20 protein-coding genes are annotated in these 24,404 nt (G+C 74.6%); 14 read left to right on the plus strand and 6 right to left on the minus strand.

Features of this window, described 5'->3' with window-relative positions:
• Positions 1–29 precede the first annotated feature (29 nt).
• Complete coding sequence (locus tag ABZ234_RS03180; RefSeq protein ID WP_355010790.1) at positions 30–1,037, plus strand: alpha/beta fold hydrolase; 1,008 nt, start codon at positions 30–32, stop codon at positions 1,035–1,037.
• A 37-nt stretch (positions 1,038–1,074) separates the two neighbouring features.
• Here the strand turns inward: ABZ234_RS03180 and ABZ234_RS03185 are convergent, their stop codons facing one another.
• Together ABZ234_RS03185 and ABZ234_RS03190 are read right to left on the minus strand one after the other, a co-directional pair.
• On the minus strand, positions 1,075–2,292 hold the full coding sequence (locus tag ABZ234_RS03185) for an acyltransferase (RefSeq protein ID WP_355010791.1): 1,218 nt from the start codon (positions 2,290–2,292) through the stop codon (positions 1,075–1,077).
• On the minus strand, positions 2,289–2,936 hold the full coding sequence (locus ABZ234_RS03190; RefSeq protein ID WP_355010792.1) for a TetR/AcrR family transcriptional regulator: 648 nt from the start codon (positions 2,934–2,936) through the stop codon (positions 2,289–2,291). The genes ABZ234_RS03185 and ABZ234_RS03190 overlap by 4 nt, the downstream gene beginning before the upstream one ends.
• A 348-nt stretch (positions 2,937–3,284) precedes the next feature.
• Between ABZ234_RS03190 and ABZ234_RS03195 the strand changes: the two genes are divergently transcribed.
• The gene (locus ABZ234_RS03195; RefSeq protein ID WP_355010793.1) at positions 3,285–4,034 is read left to right on the plus strand and encodes a hypothetical protein; all 750 of its coding nucleotides are present in this window, start codon (positions 3,285–3,287) and stop codon (positions 4,032–4,034) included.
• On the opposite strand, the gene ABZ234_RS03200 is transcribed toward ABZ234_RS03195, so the two are convergent.
• The gene (locus tag ABZ234_RS03200; RefSeq protein ID WP_355010794.1) at positions 4,012–4,743 is read right to left on the minus strand and encodes a TetR/AcrR family transcriptional regulator; all 732 of its coding nucleotides are present in this window, start codon (positions 4,741–4,743) and stop codon (positions 4,012–4,014) included. The two genes, ABZ234_RS03195 and ABZ234_RS03200, sit on opposite strands and share 23 nt — an antisense overlap.
• A 77-nt stretch (positions 4,744–4,820) precedes the next feature.
• On the opposite strand from ABZ234_RS03200, the gene ABZ234_RS03205 reads away from it, so the two are divergent.
• Positions 4,821–6,776, plus strand: coding sequence for a CPBP family glutamic-type intramembrane protease (locus tag ABZ234_RS03205; protein WP_355010795.1), 1,956 nt, complete (start codon positions 4,821–4,823; stop codon positions 6,774–6,776).
• A 94-nt stretch (positions 6,777–6,870) separates the two neighbouring features.
• Here ABZ234_RS03205 and ABZ234_RS03210 read toward each other — a convergent pair whose 3' ends face one another.
• From ABZ234_RS03210 to ABZ234_RS03220, 3 genes are all read right to left on the minus strand, one after another.
• Positions 6,871–7,386, minus strand: a complete 516-nt coding sequence (locus tag ABZ234_RS03210; RefSeq protein WP_355010796.1) for a histidine phosphatase family protein — start codon at positions 7,384–7,386, stop codon at positions 6,871–6,873.
• A 211-nt stretch (positions 7,387–7,597) separates the two neighbouring features.
• Positions 7,598–8,431, minus strand: a complete 834-nt coding sequence (locus ABZ234_RS03215; RefSeq protein ID WP_355010797.1) for an NUDIX domain-containing protein — start codon at positions 8,429–8,431, stop codon at positions 7,598–7,600.
• A gap of 146 nt (positions 8,432–8,577) precedes the next feature.
• On the minus strand, positions 8,578–9,651 hold the full coding sequence (locus tag ABZ234_RS03220) for an alkene reductase (protein ID WP_355010798.1): 1,074 nt from the start codon (positions 9,649–9,651) through the stop codon (positions 8,578–8,580).
• Between the two features lie 110 nt (positions 9,652–9,761).
• Here ABZ234_RS03220 and ABZ234_RS03225 point away from each other — a divergent pair, with 110 nt between their 5' ends.
• From ABZ234_RS03225 to ABZ234_RS03275, 11 genes are all read left to right on the plus strand, one after another.
• Complete coding sequence (locus tag ABZ234_RS03225; protein ID WP_267949791.1) at positions 9,762–10,139, plus strand: MerR family transcriptional regulator; 378 nt, start codon at positions 9,762–9,764, stop codon at positions 10,137–10,139.
• A gap of 178 nt (positions 10,140–10,317) precedes the next feature.
• Positions 10,318–11,121, plus strand: coding sequence for an alpha/beta hydrolase (locus tag ABZ234_RS03230; RefSeq protein ID WP_355010799.1), 804 nt, complete (start codon positions 10,318–10,320; stop codon positions 11,119–11,121).
• Positions 11,122–11,944: 823 nt separating this feature from the next.
• Positions 11,945–16,279, plus strand: a complete 4,335-nt coding sequence (locus ABZ234_RS03235; RefSeq protein WP_355010800.1) for a ThuA domain-containing protein — start codon at positions 11,945–11,947, stop codon at positions 16,277–16,279.
• Between the two features lie 178 nt (positions 16,280–16,457).
• Positions 16,458–17,201, plus strand: a complete 744-nt coding sequence (locus ABZ234_RS03240) for a hypothetical protein (protein WP_355010801.1) — start codon at positions 16,458–16,460, stop codon at positions 17,199–17,201.
• Between the two features lie 47 nt (positions 17,202–17,248).
• Positions 17,249–18,406 carry an inositol-3-phosphate synthase gene (locus tag ABZ234_RS03245; protein ID WP_355010802.1) on the plus strand — a complete coding sequence of 386 codons (1,158 nt, stop codon included), beginning with the start codon at positions 17,249–17,251 and terminating at the stop codon, positions 18,404–18,406.
• On the plus strand, positions 18,403–19,281 hold the full coding sequence (locus ABZ234_RS03250) for an SCO3242 family prenyltransferase (RefSeq protein ID WP_355010803.1): 879 nt from the start codon (positions 18,403–18,405) through the stop codon (positions 19,279–19,281). Before ABZ234_RS03245 ends, ABZ234_RS03250 begins: the two co-directional genes overlap by 4 nt.
• Complete coding sequence (locus ABZ234_RS03255) at positions 19,278–20,132, plus strand: sugar phosphate isomerase/epimerase family protein (protein ID WP_355010804.1); 855 nt, start codon at positions 19,278–19,280, stop codon at positions 20,130–20,132. Before ABZ234_RS03250 ends, ABZ234_RS03255 begins: the two co-directional genes overlap by 4 nt.
• Positions 20,129–20,797 carry an EboA domain-containing protein gene (locus tag ABZ234_RS03260; protein WP_355010805.1) on the plus strand — a complete coding sequence of 223 codons (669 nt, stop codon included), beginning with the start codon at positions 20,129–20,131 and terminating at the stop codon, positions 20,795–20,797. The genes ABZ234_RS03255 and ABZ234_RS03260 overlap by 4 nt, the downstream gene beginning before the upstream one ends.
• Positions 20,797–21,672, plus strand: coding sequence for a TatD family hydrolase (locus ABZ234_RS03265; protein WP_267949783.1), 876 nt, complete (start codon positions 20,797–20,799; stop codon positions 21,670–21,672). Before ABZ234_RS03260 ends, ABZ234_RS03265 begins: the two co-directional genes overlap by 1 nt.
• Positions 21,669–22,835: a metabolite traffic protein EboE gene (gene eboE / locus ABZ234_RS03270; protein WP_355010806.1), complete on the plus strand. Its 1,167-nt coding sequence runs from the start codon at positions 21,669–21,671 to the stop codon at positions 22,833–22,835. The genes ABZ234_RS03265 and eboE overlap by 4 nt, the downstream gene beginning before the upstream one ends.
• A gap of 26 nt (positions 22,836–22,861) precedes the next feature.
• On the plus strand, positions 22,862–24,265 hold the full coding sequence (locus ABZ234_RS03275; RefSeq protein WP_355010807.1) for a nucleotide pyrophosphatase/phosphodiesterase family protein: 1,404 nt from the start codon (positions 22,862–22,864) through the stop codon (positions 24,263–24,265).
• The last annotated feature ends 139 nt before the right edge of the window (positions 24,266–24,404 follow it).

Consider the following 24,404-nt stretch of genomic DNA (forward strand, 5'->3'; position numbering starts at 1 on the left):
CCAATACGACTGTATTTCCGGGGGTTCCCATGAGTGACAGGCCCGAGCGCCGGACCCGGCGCCGCCGCGTGCTGCAGGTCCTGGCGGCACTGGTGGTGGCGTGGCTGGTGGTGGACAAGGCCGCCTCGGTCGCGGCGTCCGAACCGGAGGTGGGCCACTGGCTCAGCCGCGAGGGGTTCGAGTCCTACCGGGCCGCCTACGACGACGTGATGGCGGCCCTGCCCGCGCCGACCCGCACCCACGACGTCGCCACCGGGTACGGCGCCGTGCGGGTGTACGAGTGGGCCGCCCCGGGGGACGGGGCGGAGGGCGGGCTGCCGGTGGTGCTCCTGCCGGGGACCCGCTCCGGCGCACCGATGTGGGGCGAGAACCTCACCCACTGGATCGGCCGGCGCACCGTCTACGCCATGGACGCGGTCGGCGACGCGGGCATGTCGACCCAGTCGGTGCCCCTCTCCTCCTTCGACGAGCAGGCCGCGTGGGTGGAGCAGACCCTCGCGGGACTCGGCCTCGAACGGGCGCACGTGGTCGGGCACTCCTTCGGCGGGGCGATCGCGGCCACCCATGCGCTCGCCCACCCCGGCCGCGTGGCCTCCCTGACCCTGCTCGAACCGGTGATGGTGCTGCACGGGCTGCCCGCCTCGACCTACCTGTGGTCGGTCCTGCTCTTCCTGCCGGGGCCGCAGTCGTGGAAGGACCGCGCGCTGGCGGGGATCGGGGGCGTCTCGGTCGAGGAGGTCCGCGAGCGCACGCCGATGTCGGTGATGATCGACGAGGGGTCGCGGCACTACTCCGCCGTCTCCCTGACGCCCCGGACGCTCACCGACGGGGAGTGGCGGTCGCTGTCCGTGCCGGTGCGGGTCGACCTGGCCGCCGACAAGTCCCTGGCGGGCGGCCGGGAGGCCGCGGACCGCGCCCGGGCCCTGGGCCTGGAACCGGTCACCGTCTGGCCGGACACCACCCACTCCCTCCCCATGCAGGCCGCCGAACGGCTCGGCACGGAACTGGAGGGGTACTGGGCCGCCCACGACCGGTGAATGAGGGCGTGGCCGCGTCCCCCGGCCGCCGCTGCGGTCAGAGCACCTTCCGGGCGCCCGGAAGCGCGCGCACCGCGAACGCCAGCGCCCAGCAGAGCGGTACCGCGAGGACGGCCAGGAGCGCGAACTTCGCCACGGCGGGGGCCTGCACGCCGCTGAGCGCGTGGCCCAGCGCGACCAGGACGACCGGGTGGACCAGGTAGACGGCGTAGGCGTGCGTCGACAGGAACCGGAGGCGGCGTCCCTGGTGGCCGAGTCGCTCCCGGAACAGCACCAGCAGGCCCAGGCCGATGCCGACGGCGAGCGTGGAGTCGCAGGCCGCCATCGCCAGGGACTGCCAGGTGCCGTGGCCCAGGAACGCCGTTCCGCCGGCGGAGCCGACGGCGAGGAGGACGATCCCGACCGCGGCGACGGCCGCGGCGGCGGACCCGGTCCGGCCGGTCCGCCGGGAGAGGCCCTCCAGCCATCCGCGCCGGGCCGCGACCAGCCCGACGGCGAACAGCGCCGCGTACTGCGGCAGGTAGGCGGGTGTGGGCAGGTCCAGGACCGGCAGGGGGTCGCCCATCGGCAGCACGATGCGCCACAGGTAGGTCACCAGGGCCAGCCCGAGGGTGAACCCGACGATCGCGACGGCGCCCGGCGCCCGGCCCGTGGCCGGGGCGGGGGCGGGGGCCGGGGCCGGGGAGGAGGCGGGGGCGGGGGCCGTCCCGGACGTGTGCCCCTCCTTTCCGGCCGCCAGGTGTCGCCAGAGGACGTAGAGGGCGCTGAACACGAGCAGGACTTCGACGAACCACATCGGCCCCGGTGTGAACGAGTGCAGGTAGTACTGCCAGTAGGGCAGCTCCGCCCCCTGCCGGGCGGCGGCGTCCCTCGCCTCGGCGTAGGCGCCGAAGGTCACCAGGGGTCGGAGCAGCAGCAGCCAGACCAGCAGCGGGACCCCCAGGCGCAGCAGCCGTTCCCCGAGGAAGCGCCCGGTCCCCTTGCGGTCGTGGGATCCGGGGACGAAGAGCCCCGAGACGAGGAAGAAGGTCCCCATGAAGAACGCCTGGTTGAGCAGGAGCAGAACGTCCAGGAGCGTTCCCGACGGGTCGGCCGCCGTCTCCACGTAGTACCAGCGCGGGATGTTGCTGTAGGCGATGGCGGCGTGGTGGAGCACCACGAGCAGTGTCAGCGCGGTGCGCAGGTTGTCGACGTAGAGGAGCCGCGGACGGGCGGTGGGCGGCACGGCGGCCGCCCTGTCCATGGGCCGGGTCACCGGTTCGCCCCTTCTCCGGGGTGCCCGGCGCGGGTGGCGTGCTCGAACAGGTCGGCCAGCTCCTCGGCGTGCGCTTCCAGGTCGTGCTCCGGGCGTTTCACCCAGTAGCCGAACATGCCGTCGATCGCGGACTGCACGGTGACGCTCATGACGCGGGGGTCGAACGCGCGGAACTCCCCGGCCTCCTGGCCGCGGCGGAATATCGCCTCCCGCCCCTCGTAGACCTGTTCGTCGAAGGGGGCGTCGTAGCGCCGCTCGCCCTCGGAGCCGCGGAGGTTCCTGAGGACCTCCCCGAGGGCGAGCAGTTGGGCGCGGTGGTCCCGCATGTACTCGGCGACCGAGCGGATGCTCGCCCGCAGCGCGCCGGTCGCCGTGGGCTCCTCCTCGGTCCGCGGCAGGACGAACCGGGCGATGTCGAGGTAGACCTCCTCGACGATCTGCTCCATCAGCTCGGTCTTCCCGGCGAAGTGGTAGGAGATCACGCTCTTGCTGATGCCGGCGCGTTCGGCGACGCGCGCCAGCGAGGTGTTGGCGTAGCCCAGCTCCGAGAGGGTCTCGACGGCGCTCTCGACGATCTGTGCGCGGCGGGCCTCCTCGATGAAGGACGCCCTTTTCTGAACGACTGGCCTGTTTTTCGGCTGCATGGCCTGAAAGTAGCACAAGCGGCCTATGGTGATGGTGCTGAAGTTTCGTGAGGGAAAGAGGTTGTCCGCGATGACGGCCCGGCGGGGCGGCGGACCGGTCCGTGGCACAGAGGGGCCGGGTGGCGCACCCGGCGGGGTACCGCGCCTGCGGCCCGGCCCGGGTCCCTGAGGGAAGGCCCGCGCCGCCGCGAAACCCGGTACCGGCGGGGGCGGGGGGTTTGCTACCGTCGGCGCGGGCGGGCCGTGGAACTTGACCGCGACTTCCGAGAACTGCCTTTCAAGCACCCTTCACGCCGATCGCGCCGCCGCTCCCCGGCCCGCCCTCCCCCCTGCCGCGCCGGAGACCCCATGACCGACACCTACGCCGACCTGCTCGCCTGCGAGGACCTGCTGCTGTTCGCGAGCGCGGCGATCCCCTCGACGGGGCAGCGCGAGTTCCACTCGGGCGCGGCGGAGCAGCGGCTGTCCCTGGAGTTCCTGCACGAGTACGTCCACGGGACCCACCCGGACCCGTACGCGCTGGCGCTGGCGCTGCACGTCAACGACCACAACGCCGCCGCCATCGTCCACCGGCTGCTGTCGAACCCCCGCACCGGCGCGTCCGCCGGGGAGCGGGCGCGGGAGAACGCCCTGATCCGGCGCCGCCTCGCGGAGATGCCGCCCCAGCGCGTGTACCGCCTGTTCGCCCGCCTGGCCCGGGAGCGGGTCAACAACCGGCGCACCCGGGCCACGATGCGCGCGTGGATCGCCGCACGCCCGAACCTGGACCTGGACGCGGTCAAGTACCGGCCGGGGCTGCGCGCTGCGGCCCGGCACGCCCGTGTCACCCTGCCCGAGGAGGTGGGCGTGTTCCTGTTCTCCCCGCCCGGGAAGCGCAGGCGGCACCGATACGGCTCCCCGCTGCTGCGGGCGCACGGGAGGGCCCACTACTCGGCGTCGGACCTGTACGACCTGCCGTACACGGTGGCCGAGGGGTTCGCGGCCCGCCACCGGGTGCCCCGGGGCGTGTTCCTGGAGGGCGTGCGCGAGCGCGCCACCCGTGCGGAGCGGCTGCGGCCGGCGGAGCACCGCGCGGCTACCCGGCGGCGCGCTCCCTGATCCCCTGCGCGACGCCGTCCAGGAGCCAGGAGAGCCCCGCCTCGAACACCTCCTCGGTGCCGGGGGCACCGGTGAGGCGCTCGATCGCCGGGTAGCGGCCGGGCTCCGCGTGCGTCTCCAGGAAGGCGTCCTGCACCGTGTCCCACGTGCGGCCGTCGGGGGTGGTCCACCGCGCGGCCCGGTCGGCCTCGACCGCCTTCGCGACGTGGCCACGGATGTAGCCGTCGACGGCCTCGACGACCGTGAGCGCCTCGTGGCCGGTCAGGCCGGTGCCGTCGAAGACGCGGAGCGCGGAGTCGGTCCAGGCGAAGGCGTGGGGGCCGACGGGCTGCGCGGCGCCCATCAGGCGGACGAGCCAGGGGTGTTCGCGGTACGCGCGCAGGTTCTCGCGCGCCCACGCCTCGACGCGCTCCCGCCAGTCCCCCGGGCGGGTGTGCGGCAGCGGCGCCTCGCCGATCATCGTGTCCACCATCAGGGCGATCAGGGCCGCCTTGTCGGGGATGTAGGTGTACAGGGTGGCCGCCCCCACGCCGAGCCTGGCCGCGAGACCGCGCATGGACAGGGCGTCGACGCCCTCCTGCTCCGCGATCTCCAGGGCGGCTCCGACGAGGGCGTCGACGGTGAGGTGGTGCCGGGGCCCGCGCCGGGGTCGCCCCGGCCCGTCCCACAGCAGCCCGAGGGTGGTCGTGGGGTCGTCGGCGGTCGCCACCGTTGTCTCCTCCCGAGAACTCCGTACACTGTTCGAAGAGTCGAACGGTGTACGGAGTTTATCTCGGGGAGGCCCCCATGCCCGAACAGACACCCCCGCCGGAGCGGGAATCCCGGCCCGGGCAGGAGCCCCCGGCGGAGCGGGGTGCGGGCCTCTCCCCGCCGGCCTCCGCCCCGCCGGCGCCCCCGCCGCGGGCGGCGCCCCTGCTGCGGACGGCCGTCGTCGCGGCGGCCGCGACCGGGATCGGGGCCCTCGCCGCCGCCTCCACCGTCCTGTTCCCGGGCCCGGGTGCCTCCGCGGAGGCACCGCTCGCCCTGGCCGTGCGCGCCGCCTTCACCGTGGCCGGGACCGTGCCCCTGGTGTGGGCCGCCGCCCGCTTCCTGGACCGCCGCCCCCTGGCCGCGTTCGGTCTGGGCCGGTACCCGAGGGGCTGGGCCGTACCCCTGGCCGCCCTGGTGGCGACACTGCTCGCCACCGCGCTGTTCCTGGTGACCGCGGTGGCGGTGGGCGCGGCCTCCGTCGACCCCGGCGCCGCGGTCGGCGACGCCCCGGCCCTGGCCGTCGTGCTCCCGCTGCTCGTGCTGGCACAGCTGCTGCCCGAGGAACTGGTGTTCCGCGGCTACGCGCAGAAGGTCCTGGGCGAGCGCTTCTCCCCCTGGGCGGCCCTCCTGCTCCAGGCCGCGCTGTTCGCCGTGTCGGCCGCGCTGGTCGTCGGCGCGTACGCGAACGCGGTCCACCTGTTCCTCCTGGGGGTGTTCACCGGGGTCCTGCGCATGACCACCGGTGAGGTGTGGACGGTGCTCGCGACACGCACGGCCCTGGCCGCCGGAGGACTCGTCTACACCGCGCTCGACCTGCGCCTGCTCCAGGCGGTCGGGCTGTGGGAGGCGCTGCTGGTGTTCGGGCCCGCACTGGCCGCCGTCTGGGCCGTGACCTCGCTCCGGAGCCGGCGCCCCGACCTCGCCGCTGCCGTCCCGGACGCCGTGCCCGGGCCCCGCCGCGAGCTCGGGCAGAAGGGCATCCTGTACGACGTCGGCTCCAGTTACCTGCCGGGGCAGCACTCGCGCCCCCGGTGGCGTCCCGACGTGGTGGACGAGGAGATGCGGGTGATCCGCGAGGACCTGCACTGCACGGCGGTGACCGTCTTCGGGGAGGACCTGGGGCGGCTGGAGGAGGCCGCCCGCCTCGCCCTGGACCGCGGTCTGTACGTGTGGGTCCAGCCCCGGCTGGTCGACGGCGCCCGACAGGAGGCTGTCGCCCGCCTCGCGCGGACGGCGGAGTTCTCCGAGCGGCTGCGCGAAGAGCACCCGGAGCGGGTCGGCGTCAACGTGGGCTGCGAGCTCAGCATGTTCGCGCGGGGCATCGTCCCCGGCCGCGACTTCGAGGCGCGTACCAGGTCACTCGGCCTGCTGTCCCCGCTGTTCCCGCTGTTCAACCACCGCCTCAACCGCCTCCTGGGCGAGCTGGCCGCCACCGCCCGGGCCCGGTTCGGCGGACCGATCACCTACGGCTCGGGAACCTGGGAGAGGGTGGACTGGACCCCGTTCGACGTCATCGGGGTGGACTACTACCTGGACATCCTGACCCGCGCCACCTACCGGCAGGGGCTGCGGCGGCTGCGGGCGACGGGCAAACCGGTCCTGGTCACCGAGTTCGGCTGCTGCTCCTACGAGGCGGCGCGGTACCAGGGCGGGTCGGGCGGCGACATCATGGACTGGGACGACCTGGACGACCGCCGGGTCACGGGCGGCCACGTCCGGGACGAACGCGTGCAGGCCGAGGTCATCGGCGAACTGCTGGACGTGTACGAGACCGAGGACGTGATGGGCGCGTTCGTGTGCATGTTCGTCGAGGGGGACTGCCGCTACTCCCCCGACCCCGCCCGCGACCTGGACATGGCGAGCTTCGGGATCGTGCGCCCACCGCCGCTGGAGTCGGGACTGTCCCCCGACGACGGCCACTGGGAGCCGAAGGAGGCCTTCCGCACCCTCGCCGCCCGCTACGCCGCGACGGTCCCGGCCGAGGGCTCCTGAGCCTCCCCGCCCCGGTCCGGGCGGGCCCACGGGCGGCCTCGGGGACGGCCGGGGCCCGGCGGCCGAGCGCGCCGGGGCCCGGCGGGCCGGGCCGTCAGACGTGCGGGGCCCAGAAGCCGGACAGCCTCGCGACTCCGTGCTCCACGCCCTTCCAGCTCCCGGTGAAGCTCAGCACCGCGATCGCGGACGTCGGGAACCCGGAGCGGTTCATCCGGGGGAGCAGGTCGCCCTCGGCCTCACCGGCGAGCGCGTCGGCGAGGGCGTGCACGCCCGGGTTGTGGCCGACGACCAGCAGGTGCGCGACCTCGTCGTCGACCTCGTTGAGCAGGGCGACCAGCTCGCCCACCGACGCCTCGTAGAGCCGGTCCTCGTAGACGGTCCTGGGGCGCTGCGCGAGTTCGGCGGCGGCGAGCTTCCAGGTCTCCCGGCAGCGCGCGGCCGTCGAGCACAGGGCGAGGTCGGTCAGGAGTCCCGAGCCGGCCAGCCACCTCCCTGCGGCCGGGGCGTCCTTCCTCCCCCGTTCCGCGAGCGGGCGTTCGTGGTCGTCCGCGTCGTTCCACTCGGCCTTGCCGTGGCGGAGGAGCGTGATGGTGCGTGTGGTTTCACTCATACCCCGATGCTGTCACGGTGCGTAGTCGCGTGACGGGTGTTCGGAGGAAACGGCTCCGGGTCCCCGTTCCCGCACCGGCACACCTTGCACGAGATCGTGCACGTGACGGACGGTGACGGCGGGCACCTCATCGGCCGGCGGCGATGTCCGTCCACCCCTCCCCGGGGTCCTCACCGCCGGCCAGGCGCACCGCGGGGCGGGGTGCCGGGGCTCAGGCCCCTGTCCCCCCGGAGGGGCGGAGCGTGGACTGGGCCCACTGCACCAGCACCGCGCAGGTCTGGACGAGCTCGGTGCGCAGCTCCTCGTCGGTCGCGGCGGCGCGCGCCTCGCACAGCTCCTCGAAGGCCAGGTCCCACCAGGTCGGTGCGGCCCCGGCGCGGTCGACCCGGGCCCTGGCCCGCCCGGCCTGTTCCCCGTGCTCGGGCCCCGTGCCCGGGGACAGGCGCTGGACCCCGAACAGGGTCTGCTGGCGCCTCCGCTCCTCGGCGACGCCCTCCAGGAGCAGGGCGAGGGAGCCCGCCACCCCGGCGTCCCCCAGCACGGCCTCCTCCGCCCCGGCGGGTCGGCGCGCGGGGAAGGGGGTGCGGGTCCGGTGCTGGGAGAACCGTTCGCCGGTCAGGGCGTGGGCGAGGGCCTGCGCGCAGTAGCCGACCGTCCCCTCGGGAAGCCGGTGGGCGGGGAACCAGGCGACCTCCGTGTGCTTGTGGGGTTCGCGGTTGGCGACAGCGCCGTCCCACCGCCTGCACACGAAGAAGAAGTGGACCCACTCCGCGCCCTCCTGGCTGTGGACGACGTGGGCGAACTCCAGGTCCGGGGGTTCGACCCGGACACCGAGCTCCTCGCCGCACTCGCGCACCGCCGCGGACACGACGTCCTCGCCCGGGTCGACCTTGCCGGCCGCGCCGGCGTGCCACAGGCCGGGGGCGTAGGCCGCGTCGGGGGACCGCCGCGCCAGCAGGACCTTTCCGCCGCGCAGGAGGAGCACGTGGGCGCTCAGGGAGGGGGCGGCGGGGCCCGAGTTCTTCTCGAACACACGTTTGACCATGGGGCCATCCTGCCGTGGGGGCGGCCCCTGCGGGCGCCCTTTCCGGACATCGTCGCGGTGGGCCCCTCCCCCGCCCGCCGCAGGGCGTCGCGGCGGCCGGGGCCGCGCCCCGGGCCGGGGCGGCGAGCGCCGCCCCGGCCCCCGGATCACGCGCTGTACCGGTAGGCCGGGTAGGTGAGGTACCCCTGGTCTCCGCCCTGGTAGTAGACGGCCTCGTCGACCGGCTCGACGGGAAGTCCGGCACGGAGGCGCTCGACCAGGTCGGGGTTGGAGATGAAGGCGCGGCCGAAGCTGATCAGGTCGGCTCCCAGTCCGAGCCAGCGGTCGGCCGCGGCCCGGTCGACCTGCTCGGGTCCCATGGGCACGGACGGGTTCATGATCAGGGTCGAGGGCCAGGCACGGCGCAGGTCCAGCAGGAGCTCGTCGGGGGCGGTGGCCTCCAGGTGGACGTAGGCCACGCCGAGCCGGGCCAGCTCCCGCAGCAGGGCGGCGTAGAGCTCGGGCACGTCGGTCTCGGAGGCCCCCCAGAAGGCCGCGCCCGGCGAGAGCCGGACACCGGTCCGGTCCGCGCCCACGGCGTCGGCGGTGGCGGCCGCCGCCTCGACGGCGAAACGGATCCGGTTGGCCACCGACCCCCCGTAGACGTCCGTGCGCAGGTTGGCCTCCGAGGAGAGGAACTGCGAGATGAGGTAGCCGTTGGCCCCGTGCAGCTCCACCCCGTCGAACCCGGCCCGCACGGCGCGCCGGGCCGCCTCCGCGTAGGAGTGCGCCTGCGGGGCCACCTCCTCCGTCTCCAGCGCGCGCGGCACCGGCGCCGGCTGCGGACCGGCCGGGGTGAACACGTCGCCCACGGCGGCGACGGCCGAGGGTCCGACCGGCCGCATACCGGTGGTGTCGGGGTGCGAGACCCGGCCGCCGTGCATGATCTGGGCGAAGATCCGCCCGCCGTTGGCGTGGACCGCGTCGGTCACCGGCCTCCAGGAGGCCGCGGCCTCCTCGGTGTGGAGACCCGGCGTGCCGGGGTTGGACCGGCCGACCGCGTTGGGGTGCGCCCCCTCGCCGATGATGAGGCCGGCGGTGGCCCGCTGGGCGTAGTACGCGGCCATGGACGGGGTCGCCGTCCCGTCTGCGGCGGCGCGCACGCGGCTCATCGGGGCCATCACCACCCGGTTGGGCAGGGTCAGGCCGCCGAGCCGGTACGGCTGGAGAAGTGCGGTCACGGGAGGACTCCTTCGCGTTCTGTGAGGCGGGGTGGGTACGGTGGCTACGCTAAAACCTGACATCTATGTGAGGGGCAAGTGCTGTGTCGCAGGTCACGACAAGGGGAGCCATGAGGATCGGGGAGCTCGCGGCACGGAGCGGTGTGAGCATCCGGCTGCTGCGCTACTACGAGGAGCAGGGGCTGCTCAGGAGCACGCGCAGCGCCGCCGGGCAGCGGCACTACACCGACGACGCCGTCGAGCGCGTGGCGTTCATCCGCAGGCTGCTGGCCGCCGGGGTCTCCAGCCGGGTGATCGCCGAGGTGCTGCCCTGCGCCGAGACGCCCGGCGAGGAGACCTTCGACAGCGCGATGCGGCGCATGGAGCTGGAGCGCGCCCGGATCACCGGGGAGATCGGCGACCTGGTGCGCAGACGGGAGGCGCTCGACGCACTGGTGGCCGAGGCGCACGAGTACCGGAGGCGGCTGGTCGCGAGCGGCCCGGTCTGAACCGTCGGCCCCCTCGGCCCCCGGCCGCGCCGACCGGGGCGCCGAAACGCGGCAGCGGCCCGGAACCGCCCTGTAGCGTGGAGAGCCGGCGGCGGCGACCGCCGCGCCGGGTCCCGGCCGGACCGACCAGGCCCTCCACCGGGACCGCACGCCCCCGACCCGAGGAACCGGACGCCCCATGATCGCCCAGACCCCCGTCACCCTGAACGGGCGCGCCTTCAGCTACCTCGACTTCGGCGGGGGCGGCGTCCCGCTGATCGCCCTGCACGGGACGTTCGGCCGCGCCGCCTCCTTCGCCGGCCTCGCGCCGTACCTGGCCCCGGACTTCCGGGTCATCGCCCTCGACCAGCGCGGCCACGGGCTCTCCGAGCACGGCGGCGACCTCGGCCGCGACGCCTTCGTCGGGGACGCGGCCGCGTTCCTGGAACACCTCGGCGCCGGCCCGGCGTTCGTCCTCGGCCACTCCCTCGGCGGGGTGACCGCCTACCAGCTGGCGGCACGCCGCCCCGAGCTGGTGCGCGCCCTGGTGGTGGAGGACATCGGGGCCGTCACGGACGCCTCCGAGGTCGAGAACCCGGTGTTCGACACCACCTCGTGGCCGACGGCCTTTCCGAACCGGGAGGCGCTGGCGGAGTTCCTCACCCGCCAGGGCGTGCCCGCGCTCGGGTACTTCACGGACAGCGCCTACGAGCACGACGGGACCTGGCGCCTGCGGTTCGACCACCGGGACATGCTGGCGGCCCAGCAGGGCAACACCGGGGACTTCTGGGCCGACTGGCTGGGCTCGGACTGTCCCGCCCTGCTCCTCCGCGGCGGCCTGAGCCCGCTGCTGTCGGCCCGGCAGGCCGGTGAGATGGCCGAGCGCCGGCCCGGTACCCGGCTGCGGGTGCTGCCGGGGTGCGGGCACTGGGTGCACCGCGACGACCCGTCGGGCTACGCCCTGGCCGTGCGGGACTTCCTGCGCACGGTCCCCGCCGCCTGATCCCCGGGGCCGTCCGGTCCCGGTCGCCGGAGCCGGTGGAGGGACCACGGCGGCGGCGAGGCCGCGCGCCTCGCACCAGTCCCCCGGCCGCGGTCCGCGCGCGCCCGTCCGCCACCCCTCCATCTCCTCCGTCCAGGCCGGTACGGGCACGTCGTTCCGTTCCGCCGCCGGTGCGGGGACGCCGGTGCGCACCCCGCCGCCCTCGGGGCGAAGGAGCGGGGCGGGCCGGGCCCGCCGGGTGGACCCCGGGTCCGGGGCGTGCCACGGGCGCGTTCACGAAGGCGTGGGCGCGCACGTCCCCGTTCCCTGAGCGCCGCCTCTATTGGACGTCCGGACCCTACCTATTGAGACCTGCACTGACAACTTCTGCTTGACGATCGACATAAGACCGACGTACGGTTCGAGGCAGCCAGGTGAGGCAGATCACAAACCCGGATGATGTGGTGTCTCCGGACCGTCGGCATGGCCTTCACCGGTCACGAAGAGCTGTACCCCCTGCACCAAGCGGAGTCCGGCGGGGACCACCCGCCGGAACCCCCCTCCACGACGTGGACGGGGCGCCGGCGGACCGGGTCCCCGACGCCCGGCCACCGCGCCGCCCGACCACGACGAGGTCTGCGAGGAAAGGAGCCGGTATGGGCTGAGGCCGATGAGGCGGCACACCCCCGCTTCCCGCACCTGATAGCAGGAACTCCCCGTCAGCCCACCGGTCACAGCCACACGGCCCCCACCGGGCCGCGCGACCGCCGGGCCGCCCCTGCCGTCGGCGCCGGCACGCCGCACGGACTCATCGATTCGCTCCCACCCCCAGGTGAGGTTCCGTATGAAGAAGAGACCCCTGCTGACACTGGGCGCACTCGCGGTCGGCGTCACCATGGCGCTGACCGTGACCGCACCGGTCGCGCACGCGGACGAGACCGGCGAGGACGCGTTCTCCACGCTGATCTTCTCCAAGACCACCGGCTTCCGACACGACTCGATCCCCCACGGCGTCGCGCTCGTCGAGGCGCTCGGCGAGGAGCACGGCTTCAGCACCGAGCACACCGAGGACTCCTCGGTGTTCAACGACGAGGACCTGGCCGCCTACGACGCGGTGATCTGGCTCTCCACCACGGGCGACGTGCTCGACGAGGACGAGCAGGCCGCCTTCGAGCGCTACGTCCAGGACGGGGGCGGCTTCGTCGGCGTCCACTCCGCCTCCGACACCCACTACGACTGGGAGTGGTACGGCGACCTCGTCGGCGGCTACTTCTCCAGCCACCCGCCGGGCACGCAGGACGCCCGGGTCGTGGTCAACGACAGGGTCCACCCCTCCACCGAGCACCTCCCGGCCAGCTGGGAACGCCACGACGAGTGGTACGACTTCGACCTGTCCCCCCGCGGCGACGTGCACGTCCTGGCCGGACTCGACGAGGACTCCTACGCGGACCAGGTCGATCCCGGGGGCCAGATGGGATGGGACCACCCGATCGCCTGGTGTCAGGCCTACGACGGCGGCAGGTCCTGGTACACCGGCGGCGGCCACACCGTCGAGTCCTACTCCGAGCCGGAGTTCACCGAGCACCTGCTCGGCGGCCTGCGGTGGGCGGCAGGGGCCGCCGAGGGCGACTGCGGCGCCACGCAGTGGGACAACTTCGAGAAGGTCACCCTCGCGCAGGGCGAGGGCGCCGTGGGCGAGCCCATGGGCCTGGCGGTCCTGCCCGACGGCCGCGTCATGCACATCACCCGCGACGGCGAGGTGCGGCTGTGGTCCCCGGACACCTACACCACCGAGCTGATCGCCCAGGTGCCGGTGTACAACCACGACGAGGACGGGCTACAGGGCATCGCCCTGGATCCGGACTTCGAGGAGAACGGGTGGGTGTACCTGTACTACGCGCCCGTGATCGAGGGCATCCCGCCGGGTGAGGCGCCCGCGGACGGCTCGCCGGAGGACTTCGAGCCCTACGAGGGCCACAACAACCTCTCCCGCTTCCAGTTCGCCGACGGGGACTCCCCCACCCTGGAGCTGGACAGCGAGCAGGTCCTGCTGGAGGTCGGGACCGACCGGGGCATGTGCTGCCACGTCGGCGGCCACATCGACTTCGACTCCGAGGGCAACCTCTACCTGGCCACCGGCGACGACACCAGCGCGTTCGGGTCGGACGGCTACACGCCGATCGACGAGCGCGAGTCGCGCAACCCCGCCTTCGACGCCCAGCGCAGTTCGGCCAACACCGCCGACCTGCGCGGCAAGCTGCTGCGGATCACGCCCACCGACGACGGCGGCTACGAGATCCCCGAGGGCAACCTCTTCCCGCCGGAGGAGTACAGCGGCGAGCAGACCCGGCCCGAGATCTACGCCATGGGCCTGCGCAACCCGTTCCGGTTCACGGTGGACGAGGAGGACGGCACCGTCTACCTGGGCGACTACGGGCCCGACGCCAACGAGCCCGACCCGGACCGGGGGCCGCAGAACACGGTCTCCTGGCACGCCATCTCCGAGCCCGCCAACATCGGCTGGCCCTACTGCATCGGTAACAACAGCGCGTTCGTCGACCACGACTTCGCGTCGGGGACCTCCGGGGAGGCGTTCGACTGCGCCGCTCCGGTCAACGACTCCCCGCGCAACACCGGGCTGGAGGAGCTTCCCCCGGTCACGCCCGCCTCGATCTGGTACAGCTACGAGGAGTCGGAGGAGTTCCCGCAGCTGGGCACGGGCGGCGGCGCCCCGATGGGCGGCCCGGCCTACCGGTTCGACCCCGAACTGGAGTCGGACACCAAGTGGCCCGAGTACTACGACGGCATCCCGCTGTTCTACGAGTGGGACCGCGACTGGATCAAGCAGGTGCACCTGGGCGACGACGGCGACGTCCTGGACATCACCGAGACCGTCCCCGACATCAGCCTGGCCAACCCCATGGACATGGAGTTCGGCCCGGACGGCTCCCTGTACGTGCTGGAGTACGGGTCCGGCTACTTCGGCGGGGCCGCGGACTCGGCGCTGTCGCGCATCGACTACACCGGCGGCGGGACCACCCCGGTCGCCGACATCAGCGCCTCCGCGACCTCGGGACCGGCCCCGCTGGAGGTGGAGTTCTCCGCGGAGGGCTCCCACCACCCCGGCGGCCTGCCCATGGAGTACGCGTGGTCGTTCGGCGACGGCGGGACCTCCGGCGAGGTCTCGCCCACCCACACCTTCGAGGAGGCGGGCCAGTACACGGTCGTGCTGACCGCGACCGACGCCGAAGGGCGCACCGGGACGGCCACCACGACGGTCACCGCGGGCAACACCGCGCCCGACGTCTCCTTCCGGACCCCGCAGGACGGCCAGTACTTCCACTGGGGCGACGAGATCCCCTTCACCGTGGACGTGGAGGACGCCGAGGACGGCTCGGTCGGCGCGGGCATCGACTGCGGCGACGTGGCGGTCACGGCCTCGCTCGGCCACGACCGGCACGCCCACCCGTGGACCCAGTACGACAGCTGCGAGGACGTCAGCCTCACCGAGGTCGACGGCGGCCACGGGCACGACATGAACATCTTCTGGGCGTTGCAGGCCGAGTACACCGACTCCGGCGGGGACGGGGCGCCCGCCCTCACCGGAAGCGACGGGATCACGCTCAAGCCCGCACGGACGCAGGCCCAGTACTTCACCGACAGCCAGGGGGTCCGGACCGAGCCCACCGAGGACGCCGAGGGCGGCCTGGTCAACGTCAGCCACATCGGCTACGGCGACTGGACCTCCTACGAGACCACCAACCTCGTCGGGGTCGAGCAGATGGAGTTCCGTGTCGCCTCCGCGGGGGCGGGCGGAGCGATCGAGGCACGCATGAACGCCCCCGACGGCGAACTGCTCGGCAGCGTCGACGTGCCCTCCACCGGCGGCTGGCAGGAGTGGACCGACGTGACCATGGACGTCGCCGACCCCGGCGAGACCTTCACGCTGTACCTGGTCTTCACCGGTGAGGACACCTCCGCCGAGGACAGCCTGTTCAACCTCAACTACTTCGAGGCGGTCCTGGACGGCCACGGGGGGCACGGCCCTCAGACCGAGCTGACCAGCCCGCAGGACGGCGCGGTCTTCGAGGAGGGCGAGGACGTCCCCCTCTCCGCCGAGGTCGCCGACCACTCCGGGTCCGGAATCGAGAAGGTGGAGTTCCTCGTGGACGGCGAGGTCGTCGCCACGGTGGCCGAGGACCCCTACCAGGCGGTCTGGCAGGGGGCCGCCGAGGGCGAGTACGAGGTCAGCGCCGTGGCCACGGACGGCGACGGCAACACCGGCGCCTCCGGCACCGCCACCGTCACGGTCGAGGCGGGCGGCGCCGAGCCGCCGGAGTGCGCCCCGCCCGAGGCCGAGGACGGCTACACCCCCCTGTGGGACGGCGCGTCGCTCGACGGGTGGACCATGGCGGGCCCGGGCGGCTTCGACGTCGTCGACGACGGCGACGGCTGCGCCCTGGAGACCCGGGGCGGCATGGGGCTGCTCCGGCACGAGACGGAGTGGGAGTCCTACCGGCTGAAGCTGGACTTCCTCGCCTCCGAGGAGTCGGACAACTCCGGTGTCTTCGTCGGCTTCCCCGACCCCGGGGACGACCCCTGGGTCGCCGTCGAGGAGGGCTACGAGATCCAGATCGACGGCTACGGCGCGCCCGACGGCGACCCGGTCCACCGGACCGGTGCCGTCTACGGCTTCCAGGCGGCCGACTCCCACCCCGCGCGGGTCGGCGAGTGGAACGAGATGGAGATCGAGGTGGCCGACCCGGTGATCCGCGTGTGGATCAACGGGGAGCTGGTGAACGAGTTCGAGAGCACCGACCCGGCACGTGACCTGTCCTCGGGCCACATCGGGTTGCAGAACCACGGCGAGGCCGACCGGGTGCTCTTCCGCGACGTCCTGGTCCAGGAACTGGACGCGGTCGAACCGGTCACGTTCGCCGAGGTCCACGAGCGCATCGACGCCCTGGAGGACGACGGCGCGCTGACCAGGTCCGAGGCACGCCGGCTGGTCCCCCAGCTGGAGCTGGCCGAGCACCACCTGAACGTCGGCCGTAACGGGCAGGCCGCACACGCCCTGAACCGGTTCGTCGAGGTGGCCGAGGCGGTCGCCGACGACGCTGCCAGGGAGGAGCTGCTGGAGCTGGCCGACAGGCTGCGTCCCCTCATCGACGACGAGTGACGGGACGCCTCCGGCGGACGCCGCCCCCTCCCCCGGGGGATGGCGTCCACCGGAGGCCCCCTGACCACGGCGGGGCCGGTTCCGGCCAGCCCCGCCACCCCCGCGGTGGCGCCCCGACGGCGAGAACCACGACGTCGCGGCGCCGGGCCCACACGTACGACGAGAAGAAGGTGCCACGGTGTCCGCCAAGAAGGACCGCTCCTCCCCCGACACGCACCGCGAGGCGGCCGAGGCCCCCTCGCCCAAGCTCACCTGGGGGCTGACCGCCGGATCCGTCCTGGTGGTCGCCGCCCTGGTCGCCGTCCTCGTCCTCTCCTTCACCGGGGACGACCGCACCGCCCCCGACCCGGCGCGCGTCGCCGAGCTCCAGGCCTCCGCGCAGGAGCGCGACCGCGCACAGGTCGACCAGCTCGTCGAGCGCGCCGGAGCCGCGCACGAGGTGCTGGTGCCCGTGGTGGAGAGCCTGGACGCGGCCGTCCCGCCCGACGGTTCCACCCCCGCCGGGGACGCCCCCGACGACGGGGAGATCGACTCCTGGCTGACCACCGTCCACGACGCGGCCGGGCACTTCGAGGACGCCCCCTCCGGGAACACCGGCCACAACGTCGCGTACGCGGGGCTGTCCAACGCCGTGGACCTGCTGGGCTCCGCGGTCGTGGCCTACTCCAACGCGGAGCGCGCGCAGGACGCGCAGCAGGCGGAGCTGCTGGAGCTGGCCGGGGACCTGCGCACCCAGGCGGTCCGCGGCTGGTCGGTGGCGGCCACCCAGCTGGACATGGTCAGTGTGGAGTCCGGCCACGGCCACGTCCACCTGTACCTGCCCGCGGAGCCCGGCAGCGGCGCGCTCGGCCCCGACGGCGCACAGCCCGGCGAGGGCGGCGGCACGACCGGGGAGGGCGACGGCGACAGCGGCGACCGGTGACCACACCGTTCCCGGAACGCTCGAAGGCACGGAGAAGGGAGCATGCGTTGACGCGAGTCGGAGTATGGCTGATCGGGGCACGGGGGTCGGTGGCGACCACCGCCGTCCTGGGGGCCCTCGCGGTGCGGTCCGGCGCCGCCGGGCGGACGGGGTGCGTGACCGAGCGGCCCGAATTCGCCGGGGCGCGCCTGCCCGGGATCGGTGACCTGGTCTTCGGCGGCCACGACGTGTCCGAGGCCGGCCTGCGCGAGAGGGCCGAGCGGCTGGCCGGTGCGGGGGTGCTGCCCGCGCACCTGCCGCCGGCCCTCGCCGACGGGCTGGACCGGACCGAGCGCGGTCTGCGCCGGGGCCTGGACGACGTCTCCGGCGGCGTCCGGCGCGGGGACGTGGACCGCCTGGAGGCGGACCTGCGGGAGTTCTCCGAGCGGGAGGCGCTCGAACGCGTCGTGGTGGTGGACCTGTCCAGCACCGAGCCCCGGCCCGGCGCGTACGCCGAGCACACCGACGCCGACGCGCTGGAGGCGGCCCTGGACTCCGGGACCGCGCGGATCCCGGCCAGCTCCGCGTACGCGTACGCGGCCCTGCGCGCGGGCTGCGCGTTCGTGGAGTTCACGCCCAACACCGGACCCCGGCTGCCCGCCCTGGCGCGGCTCGCCGACCGCTCGGGCGTGCCGTGGGCCGGCTCCGACGGCAAGACCGGGGAGACCCTGGTCAAGAGCGCGCTCGCGCCGATGTTCGCCGCCCGGGCGCTGCACGTGCGCTCGTGGTCGTCGGTCAACCTGCTCGGCGGCGGCGACGGCGCCACCCTGGCCGACCCGGCCAACGCCGAGAGCAAGCTCGCGTCCAAGGCCCGGGGGCTGGAGCACATGCTCGGCCACGGGCCGGACGGGCCCCTGCACATCGACTACGTCCCCGACCTGGGGGACGCCAAGGTCGCCTGGGACCACGTCTCGTTCGAGGGGTTCCTGGGGGCGCGGATGTCCCTGCAGTTCACCTGGTCGGGCTACGACTCAGCGCTGGCGGCGCCCCTGGTGCTGGACCTGGCGCGGCTGGCCGCCCACGCCCACCGGCAGGGCCGGAGCGGCCCCCTGCCGGAGCTGGCGTTCTTCTTCAAGGACCCCGTGGGCACCCGTGAACACGGCCTCGCCGAACAGTGGCGGGCCCTGACGTCCTGGTGCGCGGCACCGGCGGAGGAGGCCGAATGAGAGCACGCGACCTGGCGAGGCTGGTACGCCTACCTGCGGCGCTGAGCGTTCCCGGCGACACCCTGGCCGGCGCCGCGGCGGCGGGGGGCCTGCGCGGCCCCGGGGCCTGGGCGCTGCCCGCGGCCTCGGTCTGCCTGTACTGGGCGGGCATGGCCCTCAACGACTACGCCGACCGGGAGGTGGACGCGGTCGAGCGCCCCGAACGCCCCATCCCCTCCGGGGCCGTGCTCCCCGGCGAGGCCCTGGCCGTCGCCTCGGGGCTGACCGTCACGGGCGTGGGCCTGGCCGCGGCGGCGGGCGGACGCCGGGCCGCGGGGGTGGCCACGGCCCTGGCCGCCACCGTGTGGGGCTACGACCTCCTCCTCAAGCAGACCCCGCTGGCCCCGCTGGGCATGGCGGCGGCCCGGGGGCTGGACGTGCTGCTGGGCGCGGGTGCGCGCCCCGCCGACGCGGCCAGGCCCGCGCTGGCGCTGGCCGTCCACACGCTCGGGGTGACCGCCCTGAGCCGGGGCGAGGTGCACGGGACACGGCCCTCCGTCGCGGCGGGGTCGCTGCTGTGCACCCTGGCCGGCGCCGCGCTCGCCGCCGCGCCCGCCCGGCCCGCCCGCGGTCGTGCGGCGGGCGGCGCCGCGGAGAGGGTCCTGGCGGGGGCGCTCGCGGGGCTCTTCGCGGTGAGGGTGGGCTCCGCCCAGGTCAGAGCGCTGGTCGAGCCCGAGGCGCACAACGCCCGCGCGGCGACGGGTGAGGGGATCCGGGGCATGATCCCGCTCCAGGCGGCCCTGCTGGCCGGGCACGGCGCGCCGGGCACCGCGTGCGCGCTCGTCCTCGGCGCGCCCGTGGCGGCGCGGGCGTCCGAGGCGGTGTCGTTCACTTGAGGTTCGGATACGGCACCAACGGCTTCCGGGACCACCGGCTGGACGACGCGCTCGCCCTCCTAGCCGACCTCGGCTACGAGGGGGTGGGGCTGACGCTGGACCACCCGCACCTGGACCCCTTCGCCCCGGACGCCTTCGCGCGCACGGCCCGGATCGGCCGGCGGCTGTCCGAGCTGGGCCTGGCGGTGGTCGTGGAGACCGGCGCCCGCTACCTGATGGACCCGCGCCGCAAGCACGAACCCACCCTGGTCTCCGACGAGGGCGCCGAACGGCGTGTGGACCTGCTGTGCCGCGCCGTGCGCATCGCCGAGGCACTGGGGGCCGAGGCCGTCTCCTTCTGGTCGGGCGTCCTGCCCGCGGGGGTGGACCGGGCGCAGGGCTGGTCGCGGCTGACCTCGGGCGTGGAACGGGTCCTGGCCGCCGCCGACGACCACGGTGTGGACTGCGCGTTCGAACCCGAGCCCGGCATGTTCGCCGAACGGGTCGCCGACGCGCTGGAGCTGCGCGGCCGGCTCGGCGACCCGCCGCGCCTGCGGCTGACCGTCGACGTCGGGCACGGCGTGTGCAACGAACCGGACGGCCCCGAGGGCGCCGTCCGGCGCGCCGGAGCCCTGATCGCCAACGTCCAGCTGGACGACATGCGGCCGGACGTCCACGAGCACCTGGAGTTCGGCGACGGTGAGATCGACCTGCCCGGCGTCCTGGGCGCCCTGGAGGAGGTCGGCTACCGGGGCCTGGCGTCGGTGGAGCTGCCCCGCCACGGGCACGCCGCCCCCGTGGTGGCCGAGCGGTCGATCCGCGCGCTCTCCCGGGCGCTGGCCGCCTCCCGGGCCCGGAGGGCGGAGGTGTGAGCGAGCGGTACGCCTTCCTGGACACGGCCGCGGCGCGCGAGGCCCTCGCCTCCCGGGTCGCACAGGTACGGGAGCGGCCCGCCCGGATCGCCGTGCTCTTCCCCGCTGCGGCCAGGAGCGTGGCGCGGGGGCCGGGCCCGTCCGGCGACCCCGACGGGGTGGCCGGGCCGACCCTGGAGGACATGGTGCGCGTGGAGCTGCTGGCCGCGCTGGCCGGGGCCCTGCCCCCGCCGGAGCTCGCCCAGGAGGTCCGCGACCTGTACCACCACGGTGACGCGGGTGAGCGGCGCGCCGTCCTGCGGGGCCTGGACGTGCTCGACACCGGCCGGGAGGAGCTGGCCGGCGCGGCGCGCGAACTGCTGGCCGACGCGATGCGCACCAACGACACCCGGCTGATCGCGGCGGCGGCCTCCAGCGCGGCGACGGCCCTGCTCGACGCGGACTCCTGGCGCCAGGGCGTCCTCAAGTGCCTGTTCACCGGGGTGCCGCTGGGGTCGGCGGCCGGGGTGCCCGAGCGGGCCGACGCCGAGCTGGCGCGCATGTGCGCCGACCACGCCGAGGAGCGGGCCCTGGCGGGCCGGGAGGTCCCCGCCGACGTCCACCTCGTGCTGCGCCACTTCCCCGACCGGGCAGCCCGCCCGGACACCCGACGAACGGAGGCGTGATGCGTATCTTCGACCCGCACATCCACATGACCTCACGGACCACCGACGACTACGAGGCGATGCACGCCGCAGGGGTTCGCGCCCTGGTGGAGCCGGCGTTCTGGCTGGGCCAGCCCCGGACCGGGGTGAGCTCCTTCCGCGACTACTTCGACGGCCTCGTGGGCTGGGAGCGCTTCCGGGCCGAGCGGTTCGGGATCCGCCACCACTGCGCGATCGCGCTCAACCCGAAGGAGGCCAACGACCCCCGCCTGCACGGGGTGCTGGACCTCCTCCCCCGCTACCTGGCCAAGGACGGCGTCGTGGCGGTCGGGGAGGTGGGCTTCGACTCCCGGACCTCGGAGGAGGAGAAGGCCTTCCGCCACCAGCTGGAGCTGGCCGCAGAGTTCGGGCTGCCCGTCCTGGTGCACACCCCGCACCGCGACAAGGTGGCCGGGACCCGCCGCACCCTGCAACTGGTCGCCGAGTCCGGCATCCCGGCCGAGCGGGTGCTCGTGGACCACCTCAACGAGGCCACCGTGGCGATGGTGCACGATTCGGGGTGCACGCTGGGCTTCTCCATCTACCCCGACACCAAGATGAGCCCGGAGCGCATGGTCCGCGTCCTGTCCGAGTGGGGTCCGGAACGGATGGTGGTCAACTCGGCCGCCGACTGGGGCCGCAGCGACCCGCTCGCCACCCTGCGCACCGGCGAGGCCATGCTCGCCGCGGGCTTCACCGACCGGGACGTCGAACGCGTCCTGTGGGACAACCCCGTGGAGTTCTACGGACGCAGCGGTCGCCTGCTGCTGGACGACGTGCCCGGGGCCGACCGCACCGCGACCTACTCCGGCAACTCCGTCCTGCGCGGCGAGCGTGCGGACGGGGGTGCCGCGTGAGGCTGCGCCACCCCGACGGCACGGTCGTCCACCTCGCCTACTGCACCAACGTGCACCCGGCCGAGGACCTGGACGGCGTCCTGCGCCAGATCCGCGTCCACGGCGGCGGCGTGCGCGAGGCCCTGGGCGCGGACCGGCTCGGCCTGGGACTGTGGCTGCCCGCCCCGCTGGCCCGGGAGCTGGCGGCGGACCCGGGGCTGACCGACCGGCTGCGCGCGGAGCTGGCGTCCGCGGGGCTGGAGACGGTGACCCTCAACGCCTTCCCCTACACCGGGTTCCACGCGCCCGTGGTCAAGCACGCCGTGTACCGCCCCGACTGGACCGACCGGGCCAGGCTGGACTACACGGTGGACTGCGCCCGGGTGCTGGCACGGCTGCTCCCCGACGACGCCGCGCGGGGCAGCGTCTCCACCCTCCCCCTGGCCTGGCGCGCGCCGTGGGACCCCGGCCGCCTCGCCACCGCCCGCGCGCACCTGGACGAACTCTCCGCGGCGCTGGAGGACCTGGCGCGGCGGGAGCGCCCGGTACGGGTGGGGCTGGAACCCGAGCCCGGGTGCGTCGTCGAGTCCACCCGTGACGCGGCCCGGCTCCTGGCGGACCCGCCGCCGCACCTGGGCGTGTGCCTGGACACCTGCCACCTCGCGACGGCCTTCGAGGAACCGGGGGCGGCCCTGGACAGGCTCTCCGCCGCGGGCCTGCCCGTGGTCAAGGCCCAGGCGTCGGCGGCCGTGGAGGTACCCGACCCGGCCGACCCGGCCGCCCGCCAGGCCCTCGCCGCCTTCACCGAGGACCGCTTCCTGCACCAGACGCGCGTCCGCGGCGAGGACGGTGCGCGGGAGGGCCGCGACGACCTGCACGAGGCCCTGGGCGGCGCCGACCCCCTGCCCGGGGACGCTCCCTGGCGCACCCACTTCCACGTGCCCCTGCACGCCCCCGCCGCCGCCCCGCTGCGCGGGACCACCGACCACCTCACCGACACCCTGCGCCTCCTCCTGGGCCCCGGCGGCGCGCGCACCGACCACGTGGAGGTGGAGACCTACACCTGGTCGGTGCTGCCCGAGGCGTCGCGCCCCACCGACACGAAGGGGCTCACCGAGGGCATCGCGGCCGAGGTGGCCTGGGCCCGCGACCGCATGACCGACCTCGGGCTGACCGTCCTCTGACCCTCGCGAGACGAAGGGACACCCGCATGCCGACGGAGGAACCGCGCCTGCTCGTCGTCAACGCGGTCGGGCTCACGCCCCGGCTGCTGCGACACGCGCCCCGACTGCGCGCCATGGCCGAGAAGGGCTGGCAGGCCCCGTTGGAGACCGTCCTGCCCGCCGTCACCTGCACCGTCCAGTCCACGTTCCTGACCGGCCTGACCCCGGCCGGGCACGGCGCCGTCGGCAACGGCTGGTACTTCCGGGACCTGGGCGAGGTGTACCTGTGGCGCCAGCACAACCGCCTGGTCCAAGGGGAGAAGGTGTGGGAGACCGCCCGGCGCCGTAGGCCGGGTTTTCGCACCGCGAACGTGTGCTGGTGGTACGCCATGGGCGCCACCACCGACTGGACCGTCACCCCCAGGCCGGTCTACCACGCCGACGGGCGCAAGTCCCCCGACTGCTACACCCGTCCCCCCGCCCTCCACGACGAGCTGACCGCGGAGCTGGGCCCCTTCCCGCTCTTCCACTACTGGGGGCCGACCGCGTCGATCCGCTCCACCGAGTGGATCGTGGCCGCGACCCGCAGACTGATGCCGCGGGCCGACCTGACCCTCTGCTACGTCCCCCACCTGGACTACGACCTGCAGCGGTACGGCCCCGGCTCGGAGCAGGCCCGTCGGGCGGTGGGCGACCTGGACGCGGCCCTGGCGCCCCTGTTGGACGACGCCGAGCGCTCGGGCGCCGCCGTGATGGTCCTCAGCGAGTACGGCATCACCCCCGCGGACAGGCCCGTGCACGTCAACCGGGTGCTGCGGGAGGCCGGACTGCTGGAGGTCCACACCCAGCACGGGATGGAGTACCTGGACCCGTGGGAGTCGCGCGCCTTCGCGGTGGCCGACCACCAGTGCGCCCACGTGTACGTCCGCGACCCCGGCGACGTGTCCGCGGTCGCCGGCCTCCTCGCCGGGGTGGAGGGGGTGGACCTCGTCCTGGACCGCGACGGGCAGGCGGAGCACGGGCTGGACCACGAGCGCTCGGGCGAGCTCGTCCTCGTGGCCGACCCGGGCGCCTGGTTCACCTACTACTACTGGCTGCACGACGGGGCGGCGCCGGACTTCGCGCGGGGCGTGGACATCCACCGCAAGCCGGGCTACGACCCGGCCGAGCTCTTCCTCGATCCCGGGGACCCGTTCGTCAAAGCGCGCGCGGCGGCCAACCTCGTGCGCAAGAAGGCCGGTCTGCGCTACGCCATGAACGTGGTCCCGCTCGACCCGGGCTGTGTGCGCGGCACCCACGGGCGCGCGCACGAGGACCCCGACGACGGCCCCCTGGTGCTGTGCACCGACCCCGGCTTCGCCCGGGAACGCGTCGCGGCCACCGAGGTCCGCGACCTCATACTCGGTCTCGCCGGTGTGCCGGCACCGGCGGGACCGTCCACCCTCCCCTGACCCCTGGCCGGTGCCGGCCAGGGGGTCCGACCTCCGGCTTCGTGGGCGGTGTCGGCGGCTCCGGGCGCCCGGCCCCGCTGCTCGGCCACGGTGGTCTCCCCATACGGGAGGACCACCGGCCGGGCGGCCTCCGCCGGTG

This window comes from Nocardiopsis sp. NPDC006198, assembly GCF_040613895.1.
GTDB classification, from domain to species: domain Bacteria; phylum Actinomycetota; class Actinomycetes; order Streptosporangiales; family Streptosporangiaceae; genus Nocardiopsis; species Nocardiopsis tropica.

Excerpts from the sequence above, each read along its gene's own strand:
- ABZ234_RS03205 (WP_355010795.1), top strand. The coding sequence starts at position 4,821 with ATGCCCGAACAGACACCCCCGCCGGAGCGGGAATCCCGGCCCGGGCAG.
- ABZ234_RS03235 (WP_355010800.1), top strand. The coding sequence starts at position 11,945 with ATGAAGAAGAGACCCCTGCTGACACTGGGCGCACTCGCGGTCGGCGTC.
- ABZ234_RS03180 (WP_355010790.1), top strand. The coding sequence starts at position 30 with ATGAGTGACAGGCCCGAGCGCCGGACCCGGCGCCGCCGCGTGCTGCAG.
- ABZ234_RS03225 (WP_267949791.1), top strand. The coding sequence starts at position 9,762 with ATGAGGATCGGGGAGCTCGCGGCACGGAGCGGTGTGAGCATCCGGCTG.
- ABZ234_RS03250 (WP_355010803.1), top strand. The coding sequence starts at position 18,403 with ATGAGAGCACGCGACCTGGCGAGGCTGGTACGCCTACCTGCGGCGCTG.
- ABZ234_RS03265 (WP_267949783.1), top strand. The coding sequence starts at position 20,797 with ATGCGTATCTTCGACCCGCACATCCACATGACCTCACGGACCACCGAC.
- ABZ234_RS03215 (WP_355010797.1), bottom strand. The coding sequence starts at position 8,431 with ATGGTCAAACGTGTGTTCGAGAAGAACTCGGGCCCCGCCGCCCCCTCC.
- ABZ234_RS03230 (WP_355010799.1), top strand. The coding sequence starts at position 10,318 with ATGATCGCCCAGACCCCCGTCACCCTGAACGGGCGCGCCTTCAGCTAC.
- ABZ234_RS03275 (WP_355010807.1), top strand. The coding sequence starts at position 22,862 with ATGCCGACGGAGGAACCGCGCCTGCTCGTCGTCAACGCGGTCGGGCTC.
- ABZ234_RS03195 (WP_355010793.1), top strand. The coding sequence starts at position 3,285 with ATGACCGACACCTACGCCGACCTGCTCGCCTGCGAGGACCTGCTGCTG.
- ABZ234_RS03210 (WP_355010796.1), bottom strand. The coding sequence starts at position 7,386 with ATGAGTGAAACCACACGCACCATCACGCTCCTCCGCCACGGCAAGGCC.
- ABZ234_RS03190 (WP_355010792.1), bottom strand. The coding sequence starts at position 2,936 with ATGCAGCCGAAAAACAGGCCAGTCGTTCAGAAAAGGGCGTCCTTCATC.